17 protein-coding genes and 2 pseudogenes are annotated in these 16,593 nt (G+C 59.5%); 6 read left to right on the forward strand and 13 right to left on the reverse strand.

Going from position 1 to position 16,593, the window contains the following annotated elements; genetic code table 11:
• Positions 1-97: 97 nt before the first annotated feature.
• Positions 98-1,147, reverse strand: coding sequence for an ecdysteroid 22-kinase family protein (locus B0G77_RS23070; RefSeq protein ID WP_243751174.1), 1,050 nt, complete (start codon positions 1,145-1,147; stop codon positions 98-100).
• A 68-nt stretch (positions 1,148-1,215) separates the two neighbouring features.
• On the reverse strand, positions 1,216-2,322 hold the full coding sequence (locus B0G77_RS23075) for a phosphotransferase (RefSeq protein ID WP_133664429.1): 1,107 nt from the start codon (positions 2,320-2,322) through the stop codon (positions 1,216-1,218).
• Positions 2,323-2,628: 306 nt separating this feature from the next.
• Between B0G77_RS23075 and B0G77_RS23080 the strand changes: the two are divergent.
• The 3 genes and pseudogenes from B0G77_RS23080 to B0G77_RS23090 form a co-directional block, all read left to right on the forward strand.
• Positions 2,629-2,751: pseudogene (locus tag B0G77_RS23080) on the forward strand (IS6 family transposase); the annotation flags it as partial.
• Between the two features lie 129 nt (positions 2,752-2,880).
• Positions 2,881-3,900 (forward strand): IS110 family transposase, encoded by a 1,020-nt coding sequence (locus B0G77_RS23085; RefSeq protein WP_133664430.1) that lies wholly within the window; start codon positions 2,881-2,883, stop codon positions 3,898-3,900.
• A 150-nt stretch (positions 3,901-4,050) separates the two neighbouring features.
• Positions 4,051-4,419 (forward strand): annotated as a pseudogene (locus tag B0G77_RS23090) (DDE-type integrase/transposase/recombinase); the annotation flags it as partial.
• A gap of 520 nt (positions 4,420-4,939) precedes the next feature.
• On the opposite strand, the gene B0G77_RS23095 reads toward B0G77_RS23090, so the two are convergent.
• The 8 genes from B0G77_RS23095 to ribA form a co-directional block, all read right to left on the reverse strand.
• The gene (locus B0G77_RS23095; RefSeq protein ID WP_133664431.1) at positions 4,940-5,692 is read right to left on the reverse strand and encodes a hypothetical protein; all 753 of its coding nucleotides are present in this window, start codon (positions 5,690-5,692) and stop codon (positions 4,940-4,942) included.
• A gap of 384 nt (positions 5,693-6,076) precedes the next feature.
• The gene (locus B0G77_RS43385) at positions 6,077-6,253 is read right to left on the reverse strand and encodes a hypothetical protein (RefSeq protein WP_166656257.1); all 177 of its coding nucleotides are present in this window, start codon (positions 6,251-6,253) and stop codon (positions 6,077-6,079) included.
• 124 nt (positions 6,254-6,377) lie between these two features.
• The gene (locus tag B0G77_RS23100) at positions 6,378-7,277 is read right to left on the reverse strand and encodes an integrase core domain-containing protein (protein WP_133661085.1); all 900 of its coding nucleotides are present in this window, start codon (positions 7,275-7,277) and stop codon (positions 6,378-6,380) included.
• Positions 7,274-7,663 (reverse strand): transposase, encoded by a 390-nt coding sequence (locus tag B0G77_RS23105; RefSeq protein WP_133661086.1) that lies wholly within the window; start codon positions 7,661-7,663, stop codon positions 7,274-7,276. Before B0G77_RS23105 ends, B0G77_RS23100 begins: the two co-directional genes overlap by 4 nt.
• Positions 7,664-7,891: 228 nt before the next feature.
• Positions 7,892-9,130 (reverse strand): IS4 family transposase, encoded by a 1,239-nt coding sequence (locus tag B0G77_RS23110; protein WP_347814176.1) that lies wholly within the window; start codon positions 9,128-9,130, stop codon positions 7,892-7,894.
• 44 nt (positions 9,131-9,174) lie between these two features.
• On the reverse strand, positions 9,175-9,597 hold the full coding sequence (locus B0G77_RS23115) for a hypothetical protein (protein WP_133664432.1): 423 nt from the start codon (positions 9,595-9,597) through the stop codon (positions 9,175-9,177).
• A 195-nt stretch (positions 9,598-9,792) separates the two neighbouring features.
• The gene (locus B0G77_RS23120; protein ID WP_133664433.1) at positions 9,793-10,527 is read right to left on the reverse strand and encodes a hypothetical protein; all 735 of its coding nucleotides are present in this window, start codon (positions 10,525-10,527) and stop codon (positions 9,793-9,795) included.
• 105 nt (positions 10,528-10,632) lie between these two features.
• Entirely contained in the window at positions 10,633-11,277 is a 645-nt protein-coding gene (gene ribA, locus B0G77_RS23125) for a GTP cyclohydrolase II (protein ID WP_133664434.1), read from the reverse strand.
• Between the two features lie 237 nt (positions 11,278-11,514).
• Between ribA and B0G77_RS23130 the strand changes: the two genes are divergently transcribed.
• Positions 11,515-11,958: a CBS domain-containing protein gene (locus tag B0G77_RS23130; protein WP_133664435.1), complete on the forward strand. Its 444-nt coding sequence runs from the start codon at positions 11,515-11,517 to the stop codon at positions 11,956-11,958.
• A gap of 224 nt (positions 11,959-12,182) precedes the next feature.
• On the opposite strand, the gene B0G77_RS23135 is transcribed toward B0G77_RS23130, so the two are convergent.
• Complete coding sequence (locus B0G77_RS23135; protein WP_133664436.1) at positions 12,183-12,515, reverse strand: DUF4148 domain-containing protein; 333 nt, start codon at positions 12,513-12,515, stop codon at positions 12,183-12,185.
• A gap of 252 nt (positions 12,516-12,767) precedes the next feature.
• Positions 12,768-13,388, reverse strand: coding sequence for a DNA-3-methyladenine glycosylase (locus tag B0G77_RS23140; RefSeq protein ID WP_133664437.1), 621 nt, complete (start codon positions 13,386-13,388; stop codon positions 12,768-12,770).
• A 272-nt stretch (positions 13,389-13,660) separates the two neighbouring features.
• Between B0G77_RS23140 and B0G77_RS23145 the strand changes: the two genes are divergently transcribed.
• Entirely contained in the window at positions 13,661-14,035 is a 375-nt protein-coding gene (locus tag B0G77_RS23145) for a BON domain-containing protein (RefSeq protein WP_133664438.1), read from the forward strand.
• Positions 14,036-14,138: 103 nt separating this feature from the next.
• Here B0G77_RS23145 and B0G77_RS23150 read toward each other — a convergent pair whose 3' ends face one another.
• Entirely contained in the window at positions 14,139-15,293 is a 1,155-nt protein-coding gene (locus B0G77_RS23150; protein WP_133664439.1) for an acyl-CoA dehydrogenase family protein, read from the reverse strand.
• A gap of 185 nt (positions 15,294-15,478) precedes the next feature.
• Between B0G77_RS23150 and B0G77_RS23155 the strand changes: the two genes are divergently transcribed.
• Positions 15,479-16,558, forward strand: a complete 1,080-nt coding sequence (locus tag B0G77_RS23155) for an ionic transporter y4hA (RefSeq protein WP_133664440.1) — start codon at positions 15,479-15,481, stop codon at positions 16,556-16,558.
• Positions 16,559-16,593: the final 35 nt, after the last annotated feature.

The following is a 16,593-nucleotide window of genomic DNA, read 5'->3' on the forward strand; positions in this document are numbered from 1 at the left end:
GAGATTTAGCTTAAGCCCCGCTGCTCAATAATACAACTAGTAGTTCCATTATTGCTTGAGCACCAGTCGGATCTGTATTGAACCCGTCAGCCGAACCTCACTGCGCCGGCGAGACGGTCCCGTGGTCGAGCAAAGCCGCCCCGAAACGCGCAGCGTAAGCTGTGTTCACTGCCTCAGTTTGAAAGCGCGTCTCGTTTATGGCAAAGATGAAGTAGCCGTAGACCAGGTCTCGCCGGTAGTCCTCCCACGCCACTTCGAACGCAGGCGTTTCCACGCCGTTTGCGGCAAGATGGGTCAGGTAATGCGCAAGCAATGGGCGCTCCCACTTGCGCCGGTCGGCAATATCGAGCGCGGAGCAGATATGGTAGGAAACTTCGAGACTCCACGGCGCACGGCTGACCTGCGCATCAAAAAACCCCGGCTTTCCATCTGCTGTCACGTAAAGATTACCTAGATGCGTGTCACCGTGAATCAGACACACCGGCTTGCCTCGATGCGACTCACCAAGGTGCGTTAGCGCCGCCTCCATCCAATCACGGTCGTGAAGAAGCCGACTGACCGCCGCTCCACGCGGAAGTTCAGCATAGTGCCGCCATACTTCAGGCACAAGATAGCGACGCATATAGTCGAGCGACCACCCCGAGAAACGCTCCCCGACCCAATCGTATCGCCCGTTTTCGGCGAATTCCGGACTGTCCCACGTTTGAGCGTGATAACGCGCCATCGCGACAAGCCGCGCGGCGACGTCGTCATAGCCTGCTGAACGCTGTGCGTGACAAAACGTGACTCCGCTCGCTCGCAGATCCTCCATCACGACAATCGATTGCCAGCCAGAAGGATCGGTGCCCGCATAGAAGCACCGAGGCGTGTTCATATCGATGAATGGCAGTACGTCGCGATAGAAACGCATCTCGTTATGGTACATATCTTTCATCAACGGGCTGTGCTCTTCAAATCCCCCCTTGACGATCATCCGCGCAGGCAGACCGAGGCCGTCTCCCGTACCGTTGTACTCAAGCAGAACACGCACCTTCGTCGAGGTTCCCGACAAGACGTCCTCGCATATCAAGCTGGTGACCTCGACACCGGGATAGCGAAACCGAAGCGCTGCCGTCAGCCACTTCGCGGAAATCGCATCGACCGTCACCGGCAGTCTCATGTCGCTTGCAACAATTAGCGCGGACAAGGTTTACCCCCTTTTAGAATTTTCAGTAGCTAACCCATCAACTCGAACACGTCGTGATCGAGGGCGGCCATCGCGAAACGAGGTGCGACCGCGCAGTTATTGATCTCAGCCTGCCATTCAACGGGATTCACCAACCAGAAGTAGAGCCCATAAACGAGATGCCGTCGATACGCATCCCATGCTTCGTCGAAGGACGGCGGTGTCGCAACCCCATATGCGGCGAGTCGCTCGAGGTAGTGCGTAAGCAGCGAGCGCTCCCATTTTGGACGATCGGCGATATCAAGTGCGGACACGAGAAAGTATGTGAAATCGTGCGCCCATGGTCCGCGCCGATACGATTGCCAATCGAGAAAACCCGGCGTGCCATCGCGCTCGAAATACAGATTTCCCAAGTGCACATCGCCGTGTAAAAAGGTCATCGGGCCCAGCCGATCGAACGAACGCAGATTCAGCAGCGCTCGCTCCATCCAGTCACGGTCATGGAACTGCCTGGGAATCGCCGCCCCTCGCGGCAACTGGGTGTAGTGGGCGAATACATCTGCTTTTAATTGCCCCCAATGATAGGTGCCGGCCTCCCCTTCCGGCAATGGATCCTGTTCCGCCAGCCAGGCAAACTTACCGCCTGCAGCGAGAGCGGGCGCACCCCAGTATTGCGCGTGCATTCGGGCTTGGGCGTCGAGGTTTGCGGCAGCCTGCGCGTACGACAACGTGCTCTGTACACGGCAGAACGTCACGTCGCGTTCCGCAAGATCTTCCAAAATGACAATCGATTGCCCATTCGAATGATCGGTCGCCGAGAAGAACGCGCGAGGAACGAGCACCGGCAATTCAGGCTGCACTTCCTCGAAAAAGCGCGCCTCGTACTCGTAGATATACGCATTCAGATGCCGATATTCGGGGACAAAGCCGCCCTTGACGATCAGAGATCGCGGCAAGCCAGCTTCATTTCCACGCGCATTGTATTCAAGTTGAACGCGAAGCTTGGTTGCTGTTCCGTAGATGACATCCACCAGTTTCAGCGATGCAATCTCGACACCTTCGCAATAGGTCTGAAGTGCCTGCGTCAGCCATTTCGCAGTCGCTTCGCTTACGTCCACCGGTAACGGCGACAACTTGACATGGCCTTCGCATTCCATTTGATTTCCTGAATGTATTTATCTTGTAGCGGCCCAGCACGCGCGACCGCCTACAGCATTGAAAACAGATCGCATTGTCTAAGGCATTCGCGTAGTCATCTCGTTGGCGACCGGCAAGCCTTCTTCAGACTGGACATTCCTGAACCTGTCGCCGCATCGTCGCGCACCGAGACTATCGTTGACAACATGGGGAAAACCACACGATGAAAAACGTTGCGTTTTTTGAATGACGTGCATATAGTTGTTCTTTTGCAGTAAGGCCGGTCCGCTATGATGTGCGGAACGACACGAACGACTGAAAGCTCGATGAAGACGATGAATCCGGCGGTGGCCCGAGTGCTCAAACGCCTGCATTATCCGCTCGACGTGATTCTGACTTGCGTGCGCTGGTACGTGGCCTATCCGCTGAGCCTCCGGCATCTGGAAGAATGATATGAACGTCTCCCACCCGTGAGCGGTGGAAGCGAAGAAGGAAAGTGGACCCTCACGGGCCAACGGCATCAAAGTGCCCAAGGTGGGAGATCATGCAGGTCTTCACAGGCAACCGGAGGGTCCAACATGAAGTTTACGACAGTAGGTGTGGACATTGCAAAGAGCGTGATGCAGCTCCATTACATCGACGCGGAAACAGGAGAGATCGTGAACAAACCGGTCAAGCGTGTAGCGTTTCTCGAGCACTTTGCGAACCGGTCGCCGTGCCTGATCGGGATGGAAGCCTGCGGCGGCTCGCAGCACTGGGCGCGCCAGCTCACGGCGATGGGCCATCAGGTGAAGCTGATGCCAGGGAAGTTCGTGAACGCATTCGTGATGGGCAACAAGAATGATGCGGCCGATGCGCGTGCGATCTGGATGGCAGTGCAGCAGCCGGGCAAATCGGTCGCGGTGAAGACGGAAACGCAGCAAGCGGTACTGGGACTGCACCGGATGCGAGAGCAACTGGTGAAGTTCCGCACAATGCAGACGAATAGTCTGCGCGGCCTGCTGACCGAGTACGGCGAAGTGATGGGCAAGGGCCGGCCTGCGCTGGACAAGGCGATTCCGGGTGTGCTGGAGCGGCTGGTGGATCGTTTGCCGACGATCCTGCTCGACACGCTGCGCGAACAGTGGAGCGGCCTGGCTGAACTGGATAAACAGATTGCCCAGATCGAACGACGTCTGCAGACGTGGATGAAAGAGGACAAGGCGTGCAAGGCGATCGCCGCAATACCGGGCGTCGGTCTGCTAACGGCGACGGCAGCGGTCGCAACGATGGGCGACGCGAAGACATTCCAGTCGGGGCGCGAGTTCGCGGCCTGGATCGGATTGGTGCCAGCGCAGACAGGATCCGGTGGCAAGGTCCAGCTCCCGGGGATCAGCAGGCGTGGTGACACGTATCTGCGCACGTTGTTGATTCACGGCGCGCGCAGTGTGCTCTTGCACGCGAAAGAGCCGGGGCCATGGATTGAGCAGCTCAAAAAGCGGCGACCACTGAATGTGGCGATCGTGGCGCAGGCCAACAAGACTGCCCGGATGATCTGGGCGATCCTGGCACATGACAGGCCGTATGAAGAGGGTTACGTGAGCGTGAAGCCGGTCTGAATGGTGAGCGGCACGCAGGAAGATCAACTTTTACAGAATGACACGTCGAAAGGTTGCGCTGGCAATCGTATGTGATGACAACACAGGTCGGACCGGGACTCGTTAAACCTGAATCATCTCTAGAGCTCCGAGCTCGTTTGAAGAATGAGGCTACGAGCCCATCGGGACAAGACTGCGGCCCGGCGTTACTTTGAGAAGTCGATCGCCCAGAACGGTGTACCCGAGACGGTAACCATCGACAAAAGCGGCGCCAATCTCGCCGCGCTCGAAGCGATCAATGCCGATCGTGAAGCGCCCATCAAGATCCGCCAGTCCAAATATCTCAATAACCTGGTCGAGCAGGATCATCGGGCGATCAAGCGACGAACGCGGCCCATGCTGGGGTTCAAGACCTTTCGCTGTGCCCGGATCCTTCTGGCCGGCATTGAGATTATGCACATGATCGCCAAAGGACAGATGAAATGTGCTCGCGGAACCCATCCGTCCGCCGCTGATCAATTCTACGAGCTCGCAAAATAAGCAGTACTTCGCATATCGATCTCGCTCGCTCTTTGATCCTTACCGCGACAAAGCCTTCTCTTTCGTCAAAGGCCCGCCCCGTTGCACCACTAGCCCGCTTTTCGCGTGGGACGGATCTGGATGCCGGATTCGGCCCTGTCCCGGCGTTTCAGCGCACCGGCGAAGGCTATCCGCCTGCGCCTCCAGCATCGCACGACACGCCTGGTAAGCATGTCTTTATGCTGAAGTCCAGTTATCGAATATCGCCAAGAGAGCTGGTAGTTGATATAGGGCGAGTTTTCTTTGAATGAACGCCAAGGTCGATGATCGCCCCAAGACAACAACGACCGCTCTCGGGCCCAACCGGTTATTCCAACGACCGAGCGCCAGCGGTAGCGTAGGACCGCTCCTGGCCGACTCCAGTCCACGATGCTCACTGCCCACGCTGCGCAGCAGGAAGAGGGGTGGTGTTCTTCCAAGTAGACGAGCGCAACCTCTTGTGGCACCGGGACTGACTCCATGGCCCCGGGCTCGCCGCACGTCACATCATTCCGCTGTTGCTGCCAGTACTGCCAGTGCCGGAAGAAGGTGCGGACGTCGCTGTAAGCGGATGGGCGAGACCCGCCGCGGACAGCAGCGAGACGGCGGCCTGATCGGGCATGCCATTGGCGTCGAGAGCCCCTGCTGCCGCTAGCGCGCCCAGGTCGCTGTCGACACCTATTTGGCCAACTGTAAAGGATGTCGTTAGAAACGCCGGTGCCGTCAGCGTGACCGCATAGCGCTGCTGTAGATTCGTGACGACTGCCGATTGCGCAGCCTGCACGTCGGCCTGGTTTGCCAGCACCTGCTGGAACTGTGAGTTGGTCGGGAAGCCCGCTATCAGACCGCTCTCGCTCGTGCCGAGTTGCGAAGCGATGTAGACAAACATCAGTTCGGTCTCTGGCGTCGTATTGAAGGTGCCGCCGGCAAATGCCAGCGAATGCAGGCCAATGCCACCAGAGGTCACGGTGAGGATGCAGGGAGGCGTGGCATTGAACGTAATCGCGTAGTGTCCACCGCCGTCGGACAGGGTGGAGCCCGAGCCCTGCACACAACTGAAGCTGACCGTCGCGCTGGCGAGCGCACTACCGGTGGCGGCCGTGCCGGATATAGCGACGGTTGGCGTCACGTTTCCGCCACCGCAACCGTCGAGGCCGATACAGGCGTTTCCGCCGCAAGCGGCGAGCGTTGCGAGGGAAGCCACGCAAATTGCAGCCAGCGCCGGACGAACGAAACACGCGTAGTGAGTGTTCATGGTTGCCTGCCGTTGATAGATCGGGATGGGGCAATCGGTTCCACGGAACGGACCAATGCGACGTACAATTTTAGCGCCCCATGCCTGGAGACCGTTCTACACGTCAATCACATTCGCCGGTGTTATCAACTGCTGAACGGTGGCTCGTCGGCTCGCCGACAGGCGAAGGTCGACCCATTTCCGCCGTTGCGCGGCTTACCAGGTGAACGGCAGCTTAAGAGGTACAACAGTCATCCCATCCTTCCTCTGCAGCGACCGACGCGTCTCAGCCGAAGCTGTCATTCGCTCCTGTGCAGTTACGTCCATTCAGACGCCTACGCGATTGCGCCTTCGCTCGCCAAACAGCGAAACTGCGGCACCGTATGTTCACAACGAGTACTCTTCTCATTTCGTAAGACCGGTGACGGCCGCGACCAGAAATGAACCTAGGACCCACCCGGCCAGCTTGTGGAAGTAGAAGTAGTAACGTGCGCCTGAGGTGATATCAATCTTGTAGTGCAGCTCTCGCAGTCTGACAAGGGGGATAAACGTGTCAAAATTGTAGGCCACGCCGAATGGCATTCCGTTCTCCCGCGCTTCCTTTGTTCGCCGGAACACGAGTGCTCCGACGATAACGAAAAGCAATGACCAAAGGGCTGAACGATAAGGTGTACCGGCTCCGGTTGTCTGGACACGCTTTTGCAGCTCAGGCGGCCAGCTTCATCAGCCGTTCCTGACGGGCTTCGAGGGGTGATTTGAAGCCCAACTTTTCAAGACGCCAGTCGCGATTGTATCGATCCTTGAACGCGATGGCGGCGGCACGAACTTCCTCCAGGTTTTTGAAGATGCGTCCATGAATAGCCTGTTCCTTCATTGTCCGGTTGAATCGCTCGGCGACGCCGTTGGTCTGGGGTTCGGCGACGAAGGCATAGCTCGGCGCGATGCCCCAGAACCGGATCTGGTTACGGAAGTCGTCCGACGTGTACTGCGAACCGTGATCCATACGCAGCGACAGCCCGCGGCCCGCATCGGCGAGCACGGAACCGAATTCGTCCAGCAGCCCCTGGGAGATCGGCTCAAGGGCAGCAAAGCGGTCGCCAATCTTCGCGGCATGAATGCCGGTACACATGCCGTCGCAATGATCAACGGCCGAGAAGATCCACACCATGCCGTCGTCCACGGTCGCGATGCGCACGCCGTCGGTGCCCCACATCTCATTCGGGCAATCGGTTGTGATCCGGCCATCGTGATGGTTGGGTTCGCCTCGCGCTTGCCGGTGCGGCGACAGCAGGCTGTGCTCGCGCATCAGTCGCAGCACGCGGGTCCGGGAGACCCGGATGTCGTGCAGGATACGCAAGCGCGCCCAGACCTTGCGATGCCCCTCGCCGATGAAGGGGGAAGCCACCAGATCGTCGCGGATGGCCTTCAGCAGGTCAGCATCGGGCATCTTCGGTTTCGGGCCGCGGCGGCCCGGGATGATCGGCACCACGTTGTCCGCTGTCCTCGCGCGGACAGCATAGATCGTCGAGCGGGGGAATCCGAGCACCTGGCAAACCCGTTGCAATCCAAAGGGCTTGTTCGCACTAACGGAGATCGCGCGGCTCATGTCGACGATCTCCGAGCGGTCAAAGGGCGACGGGCCTGCAGTTCACGTTCCTTGCGCAGGATCTCGTTTTCCATAGACAACTCGCCGACGCGCCGCACGGCGTCATTGAGCCGGGCTTCCAGGGGATCGCTGGTGCGTGCCTTCAGGCCGGCCTCCATGCCGGCCAGTGCCAGCTCACGCCATTGCTCGAGCACGGCGATCGTCACACCGACTTCACGGGACACGGCGTCGACGGGTTCGCCACGCAGCAACCGAAGCACCACGCCGCGTTTGCGACCGGTCGACCAACGCTTGACTTCGGCGGCGCCAGAGGCGCTTCCAGTCGCGCTACGCGCTCCTTCCAGCGCCTCTGGCGCAACCCCGTTTACATCTGTTTTCTTCAACATCAACAACTCCAGTTTGGGACCCACGTTTTACCCCAAATCTGTGTCCAGAAAAACAGGAGGCGCGGCAGCTGAACGATAAGGTTTATAGCCAAACCCTATGGTGGCGTCGGAAAGCCACAGAAAAACACAGTTCGCAACTTCGAAATTGTTACATGCCTGCATTCTTTCGAGATTCTTTCCAGCGATGCCCACGGCGACGGCAATGCTCTCAACTTAAGCCCCATTCGATCAAGCGAGCTTGTACGCGAGATGGAAATGGGGCTTGGCTTTTCTGGGCGGTCGAGGATAGGAGCGTGCGTGCTGGATGCGGCATCGGTTCTGGTGGATGAGCGCAAGTACCGTGGCGAGGCCATCCAGACAGTGGCGGACGCGCAGAAGGCACGCGCCGAGGATGGGCTTGAGTGCGCCCAGTGCGTACACCCGGTTAGGACGGCTGGCACATTCATCGTCGTGCGAGGCATCAAGGTCGCTGAGCAGTGTGCACAGGTTGTCAGCGAGGATTTTTGCGCCGAGGTCCTGCTGCAATGCCAGGTAATCGAGCCCTGTCACGGCCTCCAGTCGCAGCCGGTGCTTGAGGCGTTTGAACGCTTCCTCGACGCGCCAGCGCTGATGATAGAGCGCCCCGAAACACGCAGCCGGATACCGCTGGCCGTCGAGCAGCGAGGTCATCAGCACACGCACGCGACCGCTGGGCGTGACGTCCCGTATCAGGCGCACGGTGCTCGGCGTACGCGCCAGTTCATAGTCGCGGGCATCCTGCTCGCCGGGCGCATCCAGCGTCACGATGCGCTCGGCTTTACCGCTGCGGGTAAAGTCGGCAACGCACTTCCAGTTGCGTGCATCGACGCGCATGCAGAACGGGATCTCGCGCTGCGCCAGCGTGGCCACCATCGTGTTGCCGATATAGCCGCGATCGAGCAGCAGCAGATCGGTATGCGGCTGCAGCACGTCCAGCGCTTCGAACAGCATCTGCCGCTCGGCGCCGTCGGCGGGATGGAGCGCGGCGTACAGCGTCAGCTCGGGCCCGGGCAGGAACAGCGCAAACGCGAAGTGATCGGCGCGCAGTTCATGGCCGCGACGCGTGCCTACACGCAGGCGGCTACCGTCGGCGGCGACCAGCCTCAGGCCGTTCCAGCGCATCGAATCGATATGGGGTTGGGCCAGCGAAATCAGGTGAGCGCGGGCCAGTTCGAACAGCTCGGCCGACAGTCCCCGACGCGCCTTGCTGAAAGCCTGTGCGCTGACCGCGCGGGTACGGCCGCCGCGCTCGTCCAGTGCGCCAAACAGCGCGTCGAGTTCGGCCTGCACGCTGGCACACATGCCCGACATCATCAGCGCGGCCATGCGCGGCAAGGTCAGTATGCGATTGCGGGTAAAGGCGCGGGGAGAACGACGCACGCGATCGGCGAGCGCCGGGTCGAACAGGAAATCGGAGAACTCAGACAGAAGCCGCGAGGACGCTGGTATTTGAGTTCATATCGTTGATTTATCAGGGAGTTATTGAATGAAGTTTACAGGGCCAATGCCTCGTTTACAAGCTCTTTGAGGCTTAAGTTGAGAGCATTGACGGCGACGGCAGCGTCCACCTCGCCGATCCTGGTCAGATAACGTTTGACTTCTTCGTAGGGCTGGGGGTTGTATGCGCCGCCCATATTCCCCTTTGAGAGCCATAGGGGAAACCATACTTCATCAGGAAGGTCCCGAGATGTGGCCGACCGTTCCTGACCCATTATCAGATATTCGCTTTGGTAGCTGTTGAAACGGAAATTCCTCAGGTCGATTATTTTCGGCCAAACCAGAATGTTCTTCGGCGCAGCTATTCTATTAATATAAGCGTTGTTCAGGCTCAATAATGTCGTGTGCCAGTTAACAGGGGGGAATAAATTTCCCATATCGGTCGAAGCTCGCTCCCATTGATAGCTCCCCTTCAACACGTGCGTTACTCGCGTCAACCGGCATGATAAAAGTCGCGCCGGACAGCAACAGAGACCCGCCTATGGTCGCGTTGACGATAACCACATTCGAGGAAAAGTTCGAATTTTCAAGGGAGACATCCGATGGGTGTGCAAGCGATTGAGGTATAGAGAGCCGGGCGAGTCGCAGGGTTTGCCATTCGACGCAATCAAGAACTATACAAGATTTGTTAGCCTGACGGGTCCGTTGACTGTTGCACCGTATAAACTGATGGCATTACTTTTCGCATTTTCAATTCCGAACCGCCTGCCAAACTTGGCTTCAGAAAAATTTAACTTACCGAAGCGCCCTCCGATTATTTGAACGCCGTCGTCGATTTCAACGCCCGAAGCGTCTATCGAGCCAAGGCTGCAATCGTTCGACCATCTTGTATAGACGTCAATCATCGTCAGATCAAACGTTATATGGGCGCGGTCAAGCGTTATGGACTTCACCAGGCCGCGTACAAGCTGTATGGGGCCATCAATCGTCGCAAATGACATATCGATCCAGTCGGCAGTGAAATATTGAAAATCCAGAAGACCATGAACAGTCAGGTTGTGCAGAACGAGTGGGCTGTTCATTTGAAAACCGTGGATACGAAGCCCCTTTTCGGCGACTCGTTCGCGATAGGGACTTAGGGTCAGGAGCGTCCGCACAAAGTCTCCGGAAATTGGCATGGGCGGTATATCGCCCTTTCTGGCAAACGGCGCGAGCCCAGCGTCGGCCTCTCCGTGGCGGCAGACATCGGTCCAGACGTATTTCTCAACGTCTGACCAATCGGCGATGTATTGTGTACACACGTCGGCAGGTGCGAGACTTCGGGAAACAGCTTGCGCATCCGGTGCGACACAGGCCAACAGGACGATTACAACGAACCCGATGGCGCGGTATACCGAGCGGATCGTCATGCACACTGCCGGTTTGCCGCTGTATTCCCGCAAACGTAAGCGGGTCAAGGGTTTGAGACCGGACAGCCTTGCCAGACAAGGCCGTCGGGAAGTGAAGGTTTTACGCTATTCGTTCTCTTCGAAGTAATGCCCGAATTTGACCTGCTTGGTGCGGATATAGCGCTCGTTTTCCTCGCGGGTAGGGATTGCCAGCGCCACGCGCTCGCACACGGGAATGCCGTGCTTCGCGAGGGTGTCGAACTTCTTCGGATTGTTGCTCATCAGCCGCACGGACGTGATCTTCAGGAGCCGCAGGATCGCGGCGGCCGAATCGTACTCGCGCGCGTCGTCGGGCAGACCGAGATCCAGATTGGCCTCGACCGTATCGCGCCCCTGCTCCTGCAGTGCGTACGCACGGATCTTGTTCGACAGACCGATGCCGCGCCCTTCGTGTCCACGTAGATACAGCAGCACGCCGCGACCTTCCGCTGCGATGTAGCGCAGCGCCTGATCGAGCTGTTCGCCGCAGTCGCAGCGATACGAGCCGAGCACGTCGCCCGTCAGGCACTCGGAGTGCAGGCGTGTGAGCACCGACTGTCCGTTGGATACGTCGCCCATGACGAGCGCGAGATGTTCCGCGCCGCCTTCGATCACGCGAAAGACGTAGGAGGTGAACGTGCCGTAACGCGTGGGAAGCGTGGCGGTAGCGTCGAGAACGACACACTCGCTATCAGGTGCGCAGTTTGCAGACGGTACGTGAGGCGTGGACATGGTGTTAGACGAGGATGCTTGCATAAAACCCAGGCATGCCCGGGAAGATAGATGGAACTGGAGTTTACCGCTAATCAGCGCCCGGCATCCGTCCAGCCCCGCACATCGTCGCACTTTGCGATCGAATGAGACCCCTCGCGCGTGCGCGGCAGCGGACGACGCCTATACTGGAACTGCCTGTCGTTCACGACAGCGCGCCACCTAACGACGTGCTGCACTGCGAAACGGAGCCGCTCCATGACAAGCGTTGCACAAGTACTCAAAACAAAGCCCGACAATACCGTCTATACCATCGACGCCGGAGATTCCGTCTTTCACGCTATCAAGCTGATGGCGGACAAGCAGATCGGCGCCGTCGTCGTCACTGATGGAGATTCGATCGCCGGCATCGTTACCGAGCGCGACTACGCGCGAAAGGTCGTGCTGATGGACCGTTCATCGAAAGAGACGCCCGTACGCGACATCATGAGCCGCTCGGTGCGGTTCGTGCGCCCTGAGCAGACGACTGAGGAATGCATGGCCATCATGACCGACCGGCGGATGCGTCACCTGCCTGTCATCGATCACGAACATCTCGTAGGGATGGTGTCGATCGGCGATCTGGTGAAGAACATTATTGCGGAGCAGCAGTTCACTATCCAGATGCTGGAGCAGTACATCACCGGCGAACGGCCGATGTGATCCCGCGCGCGGATAGCTGGCGGCTCACGCAAAAAAAGCCCAATCCCGCGAGGGTTGGGCGAAGCCACCAGTTGGCGGCGGAGGTTCTTATGATTGGTAACGGGCGAATCGCTGACGGCCTGCCAGCAGCGATTGCGCCCGCTCGATGGTCGACGCTGCGCGCTTCATGCAGCGCGCAGCGCTTGCGCAGCGCTCAACTGCGCATGGATCAACTGCCTGTTTGCCTAGTTGCCGAAAAATACCCGTTGGTGGGGCGCCAACTGGGTTCCACCCGATGCCGACGAACCGCTGGTCGCCGGACCGTAGCCGCTCGTGTCGGCAACCGGCTGTTGCTGGGCGGTCGCAACATTCTGGTCCTGAACGCGCTTTTCAGCGGCCTGAATGTCCGACGGATAGTTCGCATCGTTCGACTGGGACGGGTTGTAACCCGCGTGTTCGAGCTGGATCAGTTCCTGACGAACCTGCTCGCGCGTGACCGGTTGGTCCGACTGAGCGAACGAAACCACCGGAGTGGCGAGGACGGTAGCGACTACGACAGCCTGGATCAGGGATTTCATGACTTACCTCCGGAACTTTGTCTTTTGCTTCGCTTGACCCACGATGTGGGAAGCGAATAAGTCCAGTGTAGTCACCAGATGATTGAGGGAAAACACCTATTTGAGATATACATCTTTGCGATTAACGCAAGAGTTAGCCGTATGCACCAACTATGGGCAATGAGATCCCTGCAATACTGCAACAATTGAAGGAATCGTAAACATCTGTACAAACAACCGGACCTCGGGCTTCGTCAATGCAAACCGCCCGAATCAGCGGCCGCCCGAATCAGTGCCCGGCAATGTCGCGAGGAGCTTGCGCGGACCGCTCACGTACGGGCTACCCTGCACGTAAAAGCGCAGCGGCCGATGCATCTCGCGGGACAGGCCGATCCGCTTCGCTACGCCAACCAGCACTTTCTCCTGCCCGTTAACCTTGCCGATCCACAGACCGCGGCCCATGCACAGGTCCGCGCCATCGAACGACGGGCCGATGCCAAGCGCTGCGGTCAGCCGGCCCGGGCCGCGCGCGAGATCGCGTCGAGGCACACCTGGGCGGCGCGCTTCCATCAGTCCGATGCCTTCGAGCGGCTCGATCGCGCGGATCAGGATTCCCGCCCCTACGTCTTTGTGTTCGCTCGACATGTTCAGCATCCATGCTGTGCCGTAGGTCAGCCGGACGTGGGCGTGACCGCGCTCGAGAAACATCGAGCCGTTATGGGGACGCCGTCCGGCGAACGCATGACTCGTCGAATCGCCGAGCGGATAAGCCTCCGTCTCGACGATGCGTCCGCAGATACGGCCTTCGGGGAGATCATGGACCAGATACTGGCCCACCATGAAACGCGCCAGCTCAACCGTATCGACAGGCAACTCGCCACGCGAAAGTGGCATGATATGCAAGGTTGACGACGTGACACGTTGCGTCAAAGCCTCACTACGCAATCCGCTCGTTCTCACTGTGGCACCATTTGGAGTATCTTTACTTTCCGGCGCATCCGGACACTCATCGCCAGTGTTTTCGGCGCTTCTGTTTGCATTATCGCCAGATCCAACGCATTACCCGAAACACAGTTCCATCCGGTTCACGCGAGGAAGTATCTTGATGGTGTAGTGCAATGGTCCCGCCCGGGATCGTCGCGAATTGTGACAACAGGAGAAAATGCATGAAGGCAATACACGCAATCAAGGTGGCAGGTAGCACACTGCTGATCGCGGCGTCGGTCCACGCCTACGCCCAGTCGAGCGAAGCCGCCCCGGCCGCCCCGGCCACCGCAAGCACGACGCACGCCGCCCGGACGCAATACAAGTCGATGAAGGCCGCGAACCGCGCGCTGCAGCGTCAGGTCCGCACAGCATTGTCGAGGACGAGAGGCGTCACCGTCTCCAACATCACCGTTCGGGCAGTCGACGGCGCAGTCACCCTGCAAGGCAGCGTGCCGGAGCAGTCTCAGATCGACCTGGCAGTCGAAGCCGCAAAGGGCGTACAGGGCGTAAAGTCGGTCAGGAGCGCGCTGTCGATCCGTCCGGTGGGGACGTAAGCAGACAGCAGGTCCCTGGGACCCAACGCCGCCTCTTGCAAGAGAGGCGGCGTTTCTGTTTTGATGGGTCACGATGTTGCCTCGCTGCGGTTCGGAATTCCGCTCAGCGCTGGAACGCGCGCTGCATTTCACGGGCGATCACGATCTGCTGGATCTGGGTCGTGCCTTCGTAGATGCGGAACAGCCGCACGTCGCGATAGAACCGCTCGATGCCGTATTCGCTCATATAACCCGCGCCGCCGAATATCTGCACGGCGCGATCGGCGACCCGCCCACACATTTCAGTGGCGAACATCTTCGCGCACGACGCTTCGCTCGTGACCTTCTCACCCGCATCGCGCCGGCGCGCCGCATCCACGATCATGCAACGCGACGCGTAGATTTCCGCCTGGCTGTCGGCGAGCATGGCCTGAATCAGCTCGAATTCGACGATCGGCTTGCCGAACTGCCGGCGCTCCATGGCGTAACGCAGCGCATCGGCAAGCATGCGTTCGGCTGCGCCCGTCGCGACGGCAGCGATATGCAGACGCCCTTTGTCGAGCACCTTCATCGCCGTCTTGAAGCCGACGCCTTCTTTCTCGCCGATCAGGTTTGCCGCCGGCACACGGCAGTTGTCGAAAATCACGTCGCACGTATGCGCGCCTTTCTGGCCCATCTTGCGGTCGATCCTGCCCAGTGAGAGACCCGCCGTACCCGCCTCGACGACGAATGCCGAAATCGCGCCGGCGCCCCTGCCCGCCGGATCCGTGCGGGCCATTACCGTGAAGAGGCCGGCCTCCGGTGCGTTCGTGATAAAGCGTTTGGTCCCGTTCAGGACATAGTGGTCGCCTTCGCGTATTGCCATGGTTCGCAACGACGCGGCGTCGGAACCCGCCTCGGGCTCGGTCAGACAGAACGAGCCGATCAGGTCACCCGAAGCGAGGCGCGGCAAATACTTTTCCTTTTGCCCGGGCGTTCCGTCGATCACAATGCCGGTTGAGCCGATGCCGTTGTTGCTGCCGATCGCCGAGCGAAAAGCAGGCGAAGTCTTGCCCAGTTCCATCGCGGCGAACACTTCTTCTTCCATCGTGAGGCCGAGGCCGCCGTAGTCCTCGGGCAGGCACAGACCGAAGAGGCCGAGATCTTTCATCTCCTGCAAGAGTGCGGCAGGAATCTGGTCGGTTTCGGCGACGATATCCTCGTTGGGCACCAGACGCTCCCGCACGAAGCGGGCGATGCTATCGAGCAGCAGGTTCAGTGTTTCCTGGCTACGGATCACGGTAACTCCTTACAAACCACGTTCATTATTTCGAGATATTCTTTATATATTAATATATTAGGATCGATTCCTCATGCAGAGGATGAAGAATAAAGAGCCCTGTGACGCAGTGCGGTACGGAGCGAAAACAATCGTTGCCCCACCTTGCGCCGCATACAAACCTATACCGAACAGGAAACCCCCGCATGACGACAACATCTCCCGTGCTTCCCCGCTGGACTGTGGGAGCGCCGATCGCCGCCTGGATCGTGCTGGGCGCTGCGGCCTTGTTCCCAGGTCACGCGGTTCTGCTCGCGCTGGTGGGCGTGGCGCTCGCCGGCTCGGTGTTCGCGGGCGTCCACCATGCGGAAGTTATCGCCCACCGTGTCGGCGAACCGTTCGGTACGCTGCTGCTCGCGGTCGCCGTCACAGTGATCGAAGTCGCGCTGATCGTCTCGGTGATGCTGACGGCGGGCCCGGAAAAAGCGGGCCTCGCACGCGACACCGTGTTCGCCGCGGTGATGCTTGTCTGCAACGGGATCGTGGGGCTGTGTCTGCTGGTGGGCGGCATCCGGCATCGCGAACAGGACTTCCAGATTCGCGGCGCGAGCGCGGCACTTGCGGTGCTCGCGTCGCTGTCGGTGCTGACCCTCGTGATCCCGAACTTCACGAGCGTCGCCGGCCCGGTACTGTCGCCGTCGCAACTCGCGTTCGCGGGCGTGTCGTCGCTCGTGCTGTATGGCGTGTTTGTGTTCGTGCAGACCGTCCGGCACCGCGACTATTTTCTCGCCGACGTAGCCGACGAAAATGTCCACGCGGCGCCGCCCAGCGGCCGCGTCGCGTTGCTGAGCGCTGTTCTGCTGCTGGTGTGCCTCGTCGCTGTCGTGCTGCTCGCGAAGCTGCTGTCGCCGGTGGTCGAAAGCGCGGTGGTCGATGCAGGTCTGCCGAAGCCGGTCGTCGGGATCGTGATCGCCGGGCTGGTGCTGCTGCCGGAGGGACTTGCCGCACTGCGCGCGGCACGCGCCGACCGTCTGCAGACCAGCCTCAACCTCGCACTAGGGTCGGCGCTTGCCAGTATCGGACTCACGATTCCTACCGTGGCAGTCGTCTTCCTGTATATCGGACAACCGCTTCAACTTGGGATCGACGGCAAGGAAATGGTCCTGCTGTTTCTGACGCTCGTCGTCGGCACGCTGACGCTCGGCACCGGTCGCACCACGATCCTGCAGGGCGCCGTGCATCTGTCGCTGTTCGCCGCGTGGCTCTTTCTGTCGGTCGCGCCGTGAAGTGAGCCGGCGCGCGCAGGCATGACGTGACGACG

Origin of the sequence: Paraburkholderia sp. BL10I2N1 (assembly GCF_004361815.1) — a bacterium.
Classification (GTDB): Bacteria; Pseudomonadota; Gammaproteobacteria; order Burkholderiales; family Burkholderiaceae; genus Paraburkholderia.

Coding starts and splice junctions, on each gene's coding strand:
- B0G77_RS23075 (WP_133664429.1), bottom strand. CDS start 2,322: ATGGAATGCGAAGGCCATGTCAAGTTGTCGCCGTTACCGGTGGACGTA.
- B0G77_RS23085 (WP_133664430.1), top strand. CDS start 2,881: ATGAAGTTTACGACAGTAGGTGTGGACATTGCAAAGAGCGTGATGCAG.
- B0G77_RS23095 (WP_133664431.1), bottom strand. CDS start 5,692: ATGAACACTCACTACGCGTGTTTCGTTCGTCCGGCGCTGGCTGCAATT.
- B0G77_RS43385 (WP_166656257.1), bottom strand. CDS start 6,253: ATGCCATTCGGCGTGGCCTACAATTTTGACACGTTTATCCCCCTTGTC.
- B0G77_RS23100 (WP_133661085.1), bottom strand. CDS start 7,277: ATGAGCCGCGCGATCTCCGTTAGTGCGAACAAGCCCTTTGGATTGCAA.
- B0G77_RS23105 (WP_133661086.1), bottom strand. CDS start 7,663: ATGTTGAAGAAAACAGATGTAAACGGGGTTGCGCCAGAGGCGCTGGAA.
- B0G77_RS23120 (WP_133664433.1), bottom strand. CDS start 10,527: ATGACGATCCGCTCGGTATACCGCGCCATCGGGTTCGTTGTAATCGTC.
- ribA (WP_133664434.1), bottom strand. CDS start 11,277: ATGTCCACGCCTCACGTACCGTCTGCAAACTGCGCACCTGATAGCGAG.
- B0G77_RS23130 (WP_133664435.1), top strand. CDS start 11,515: ATGACAAGCGTTGCACAAGTACTCAAAACAAAGCCCGACAATACCGTC.
- B0G77_RS23135 (WP_133664436.1), bottom strand. CDS start 12,515: ATGAAATCCCTGATCCAGGCTGTCGTAGTCGCTACCGTCCTCGCCACT.
- B0G77_RS23140 (WP_133664437.1), bottom strand. CDS start 13,388: ATGCCACTTTCGCGTGGCGAGTTGCCTGTCGATACGGTTGAGCTGGCG.
- B0G77_RS23145 (WP_133664438.1), top strand. CDS start 13,661: ATGAAGGCAATACACGCAATCAAGGTGGCAGGTAGCACACTGCTGATC.
- B0G77_RS23155 (WP_133664440.1), top strand. CDS start 15,479: ATGACGACAACATCTCCCGTGCTTCCCCGCTGGACTGTGGGAGCGCCG.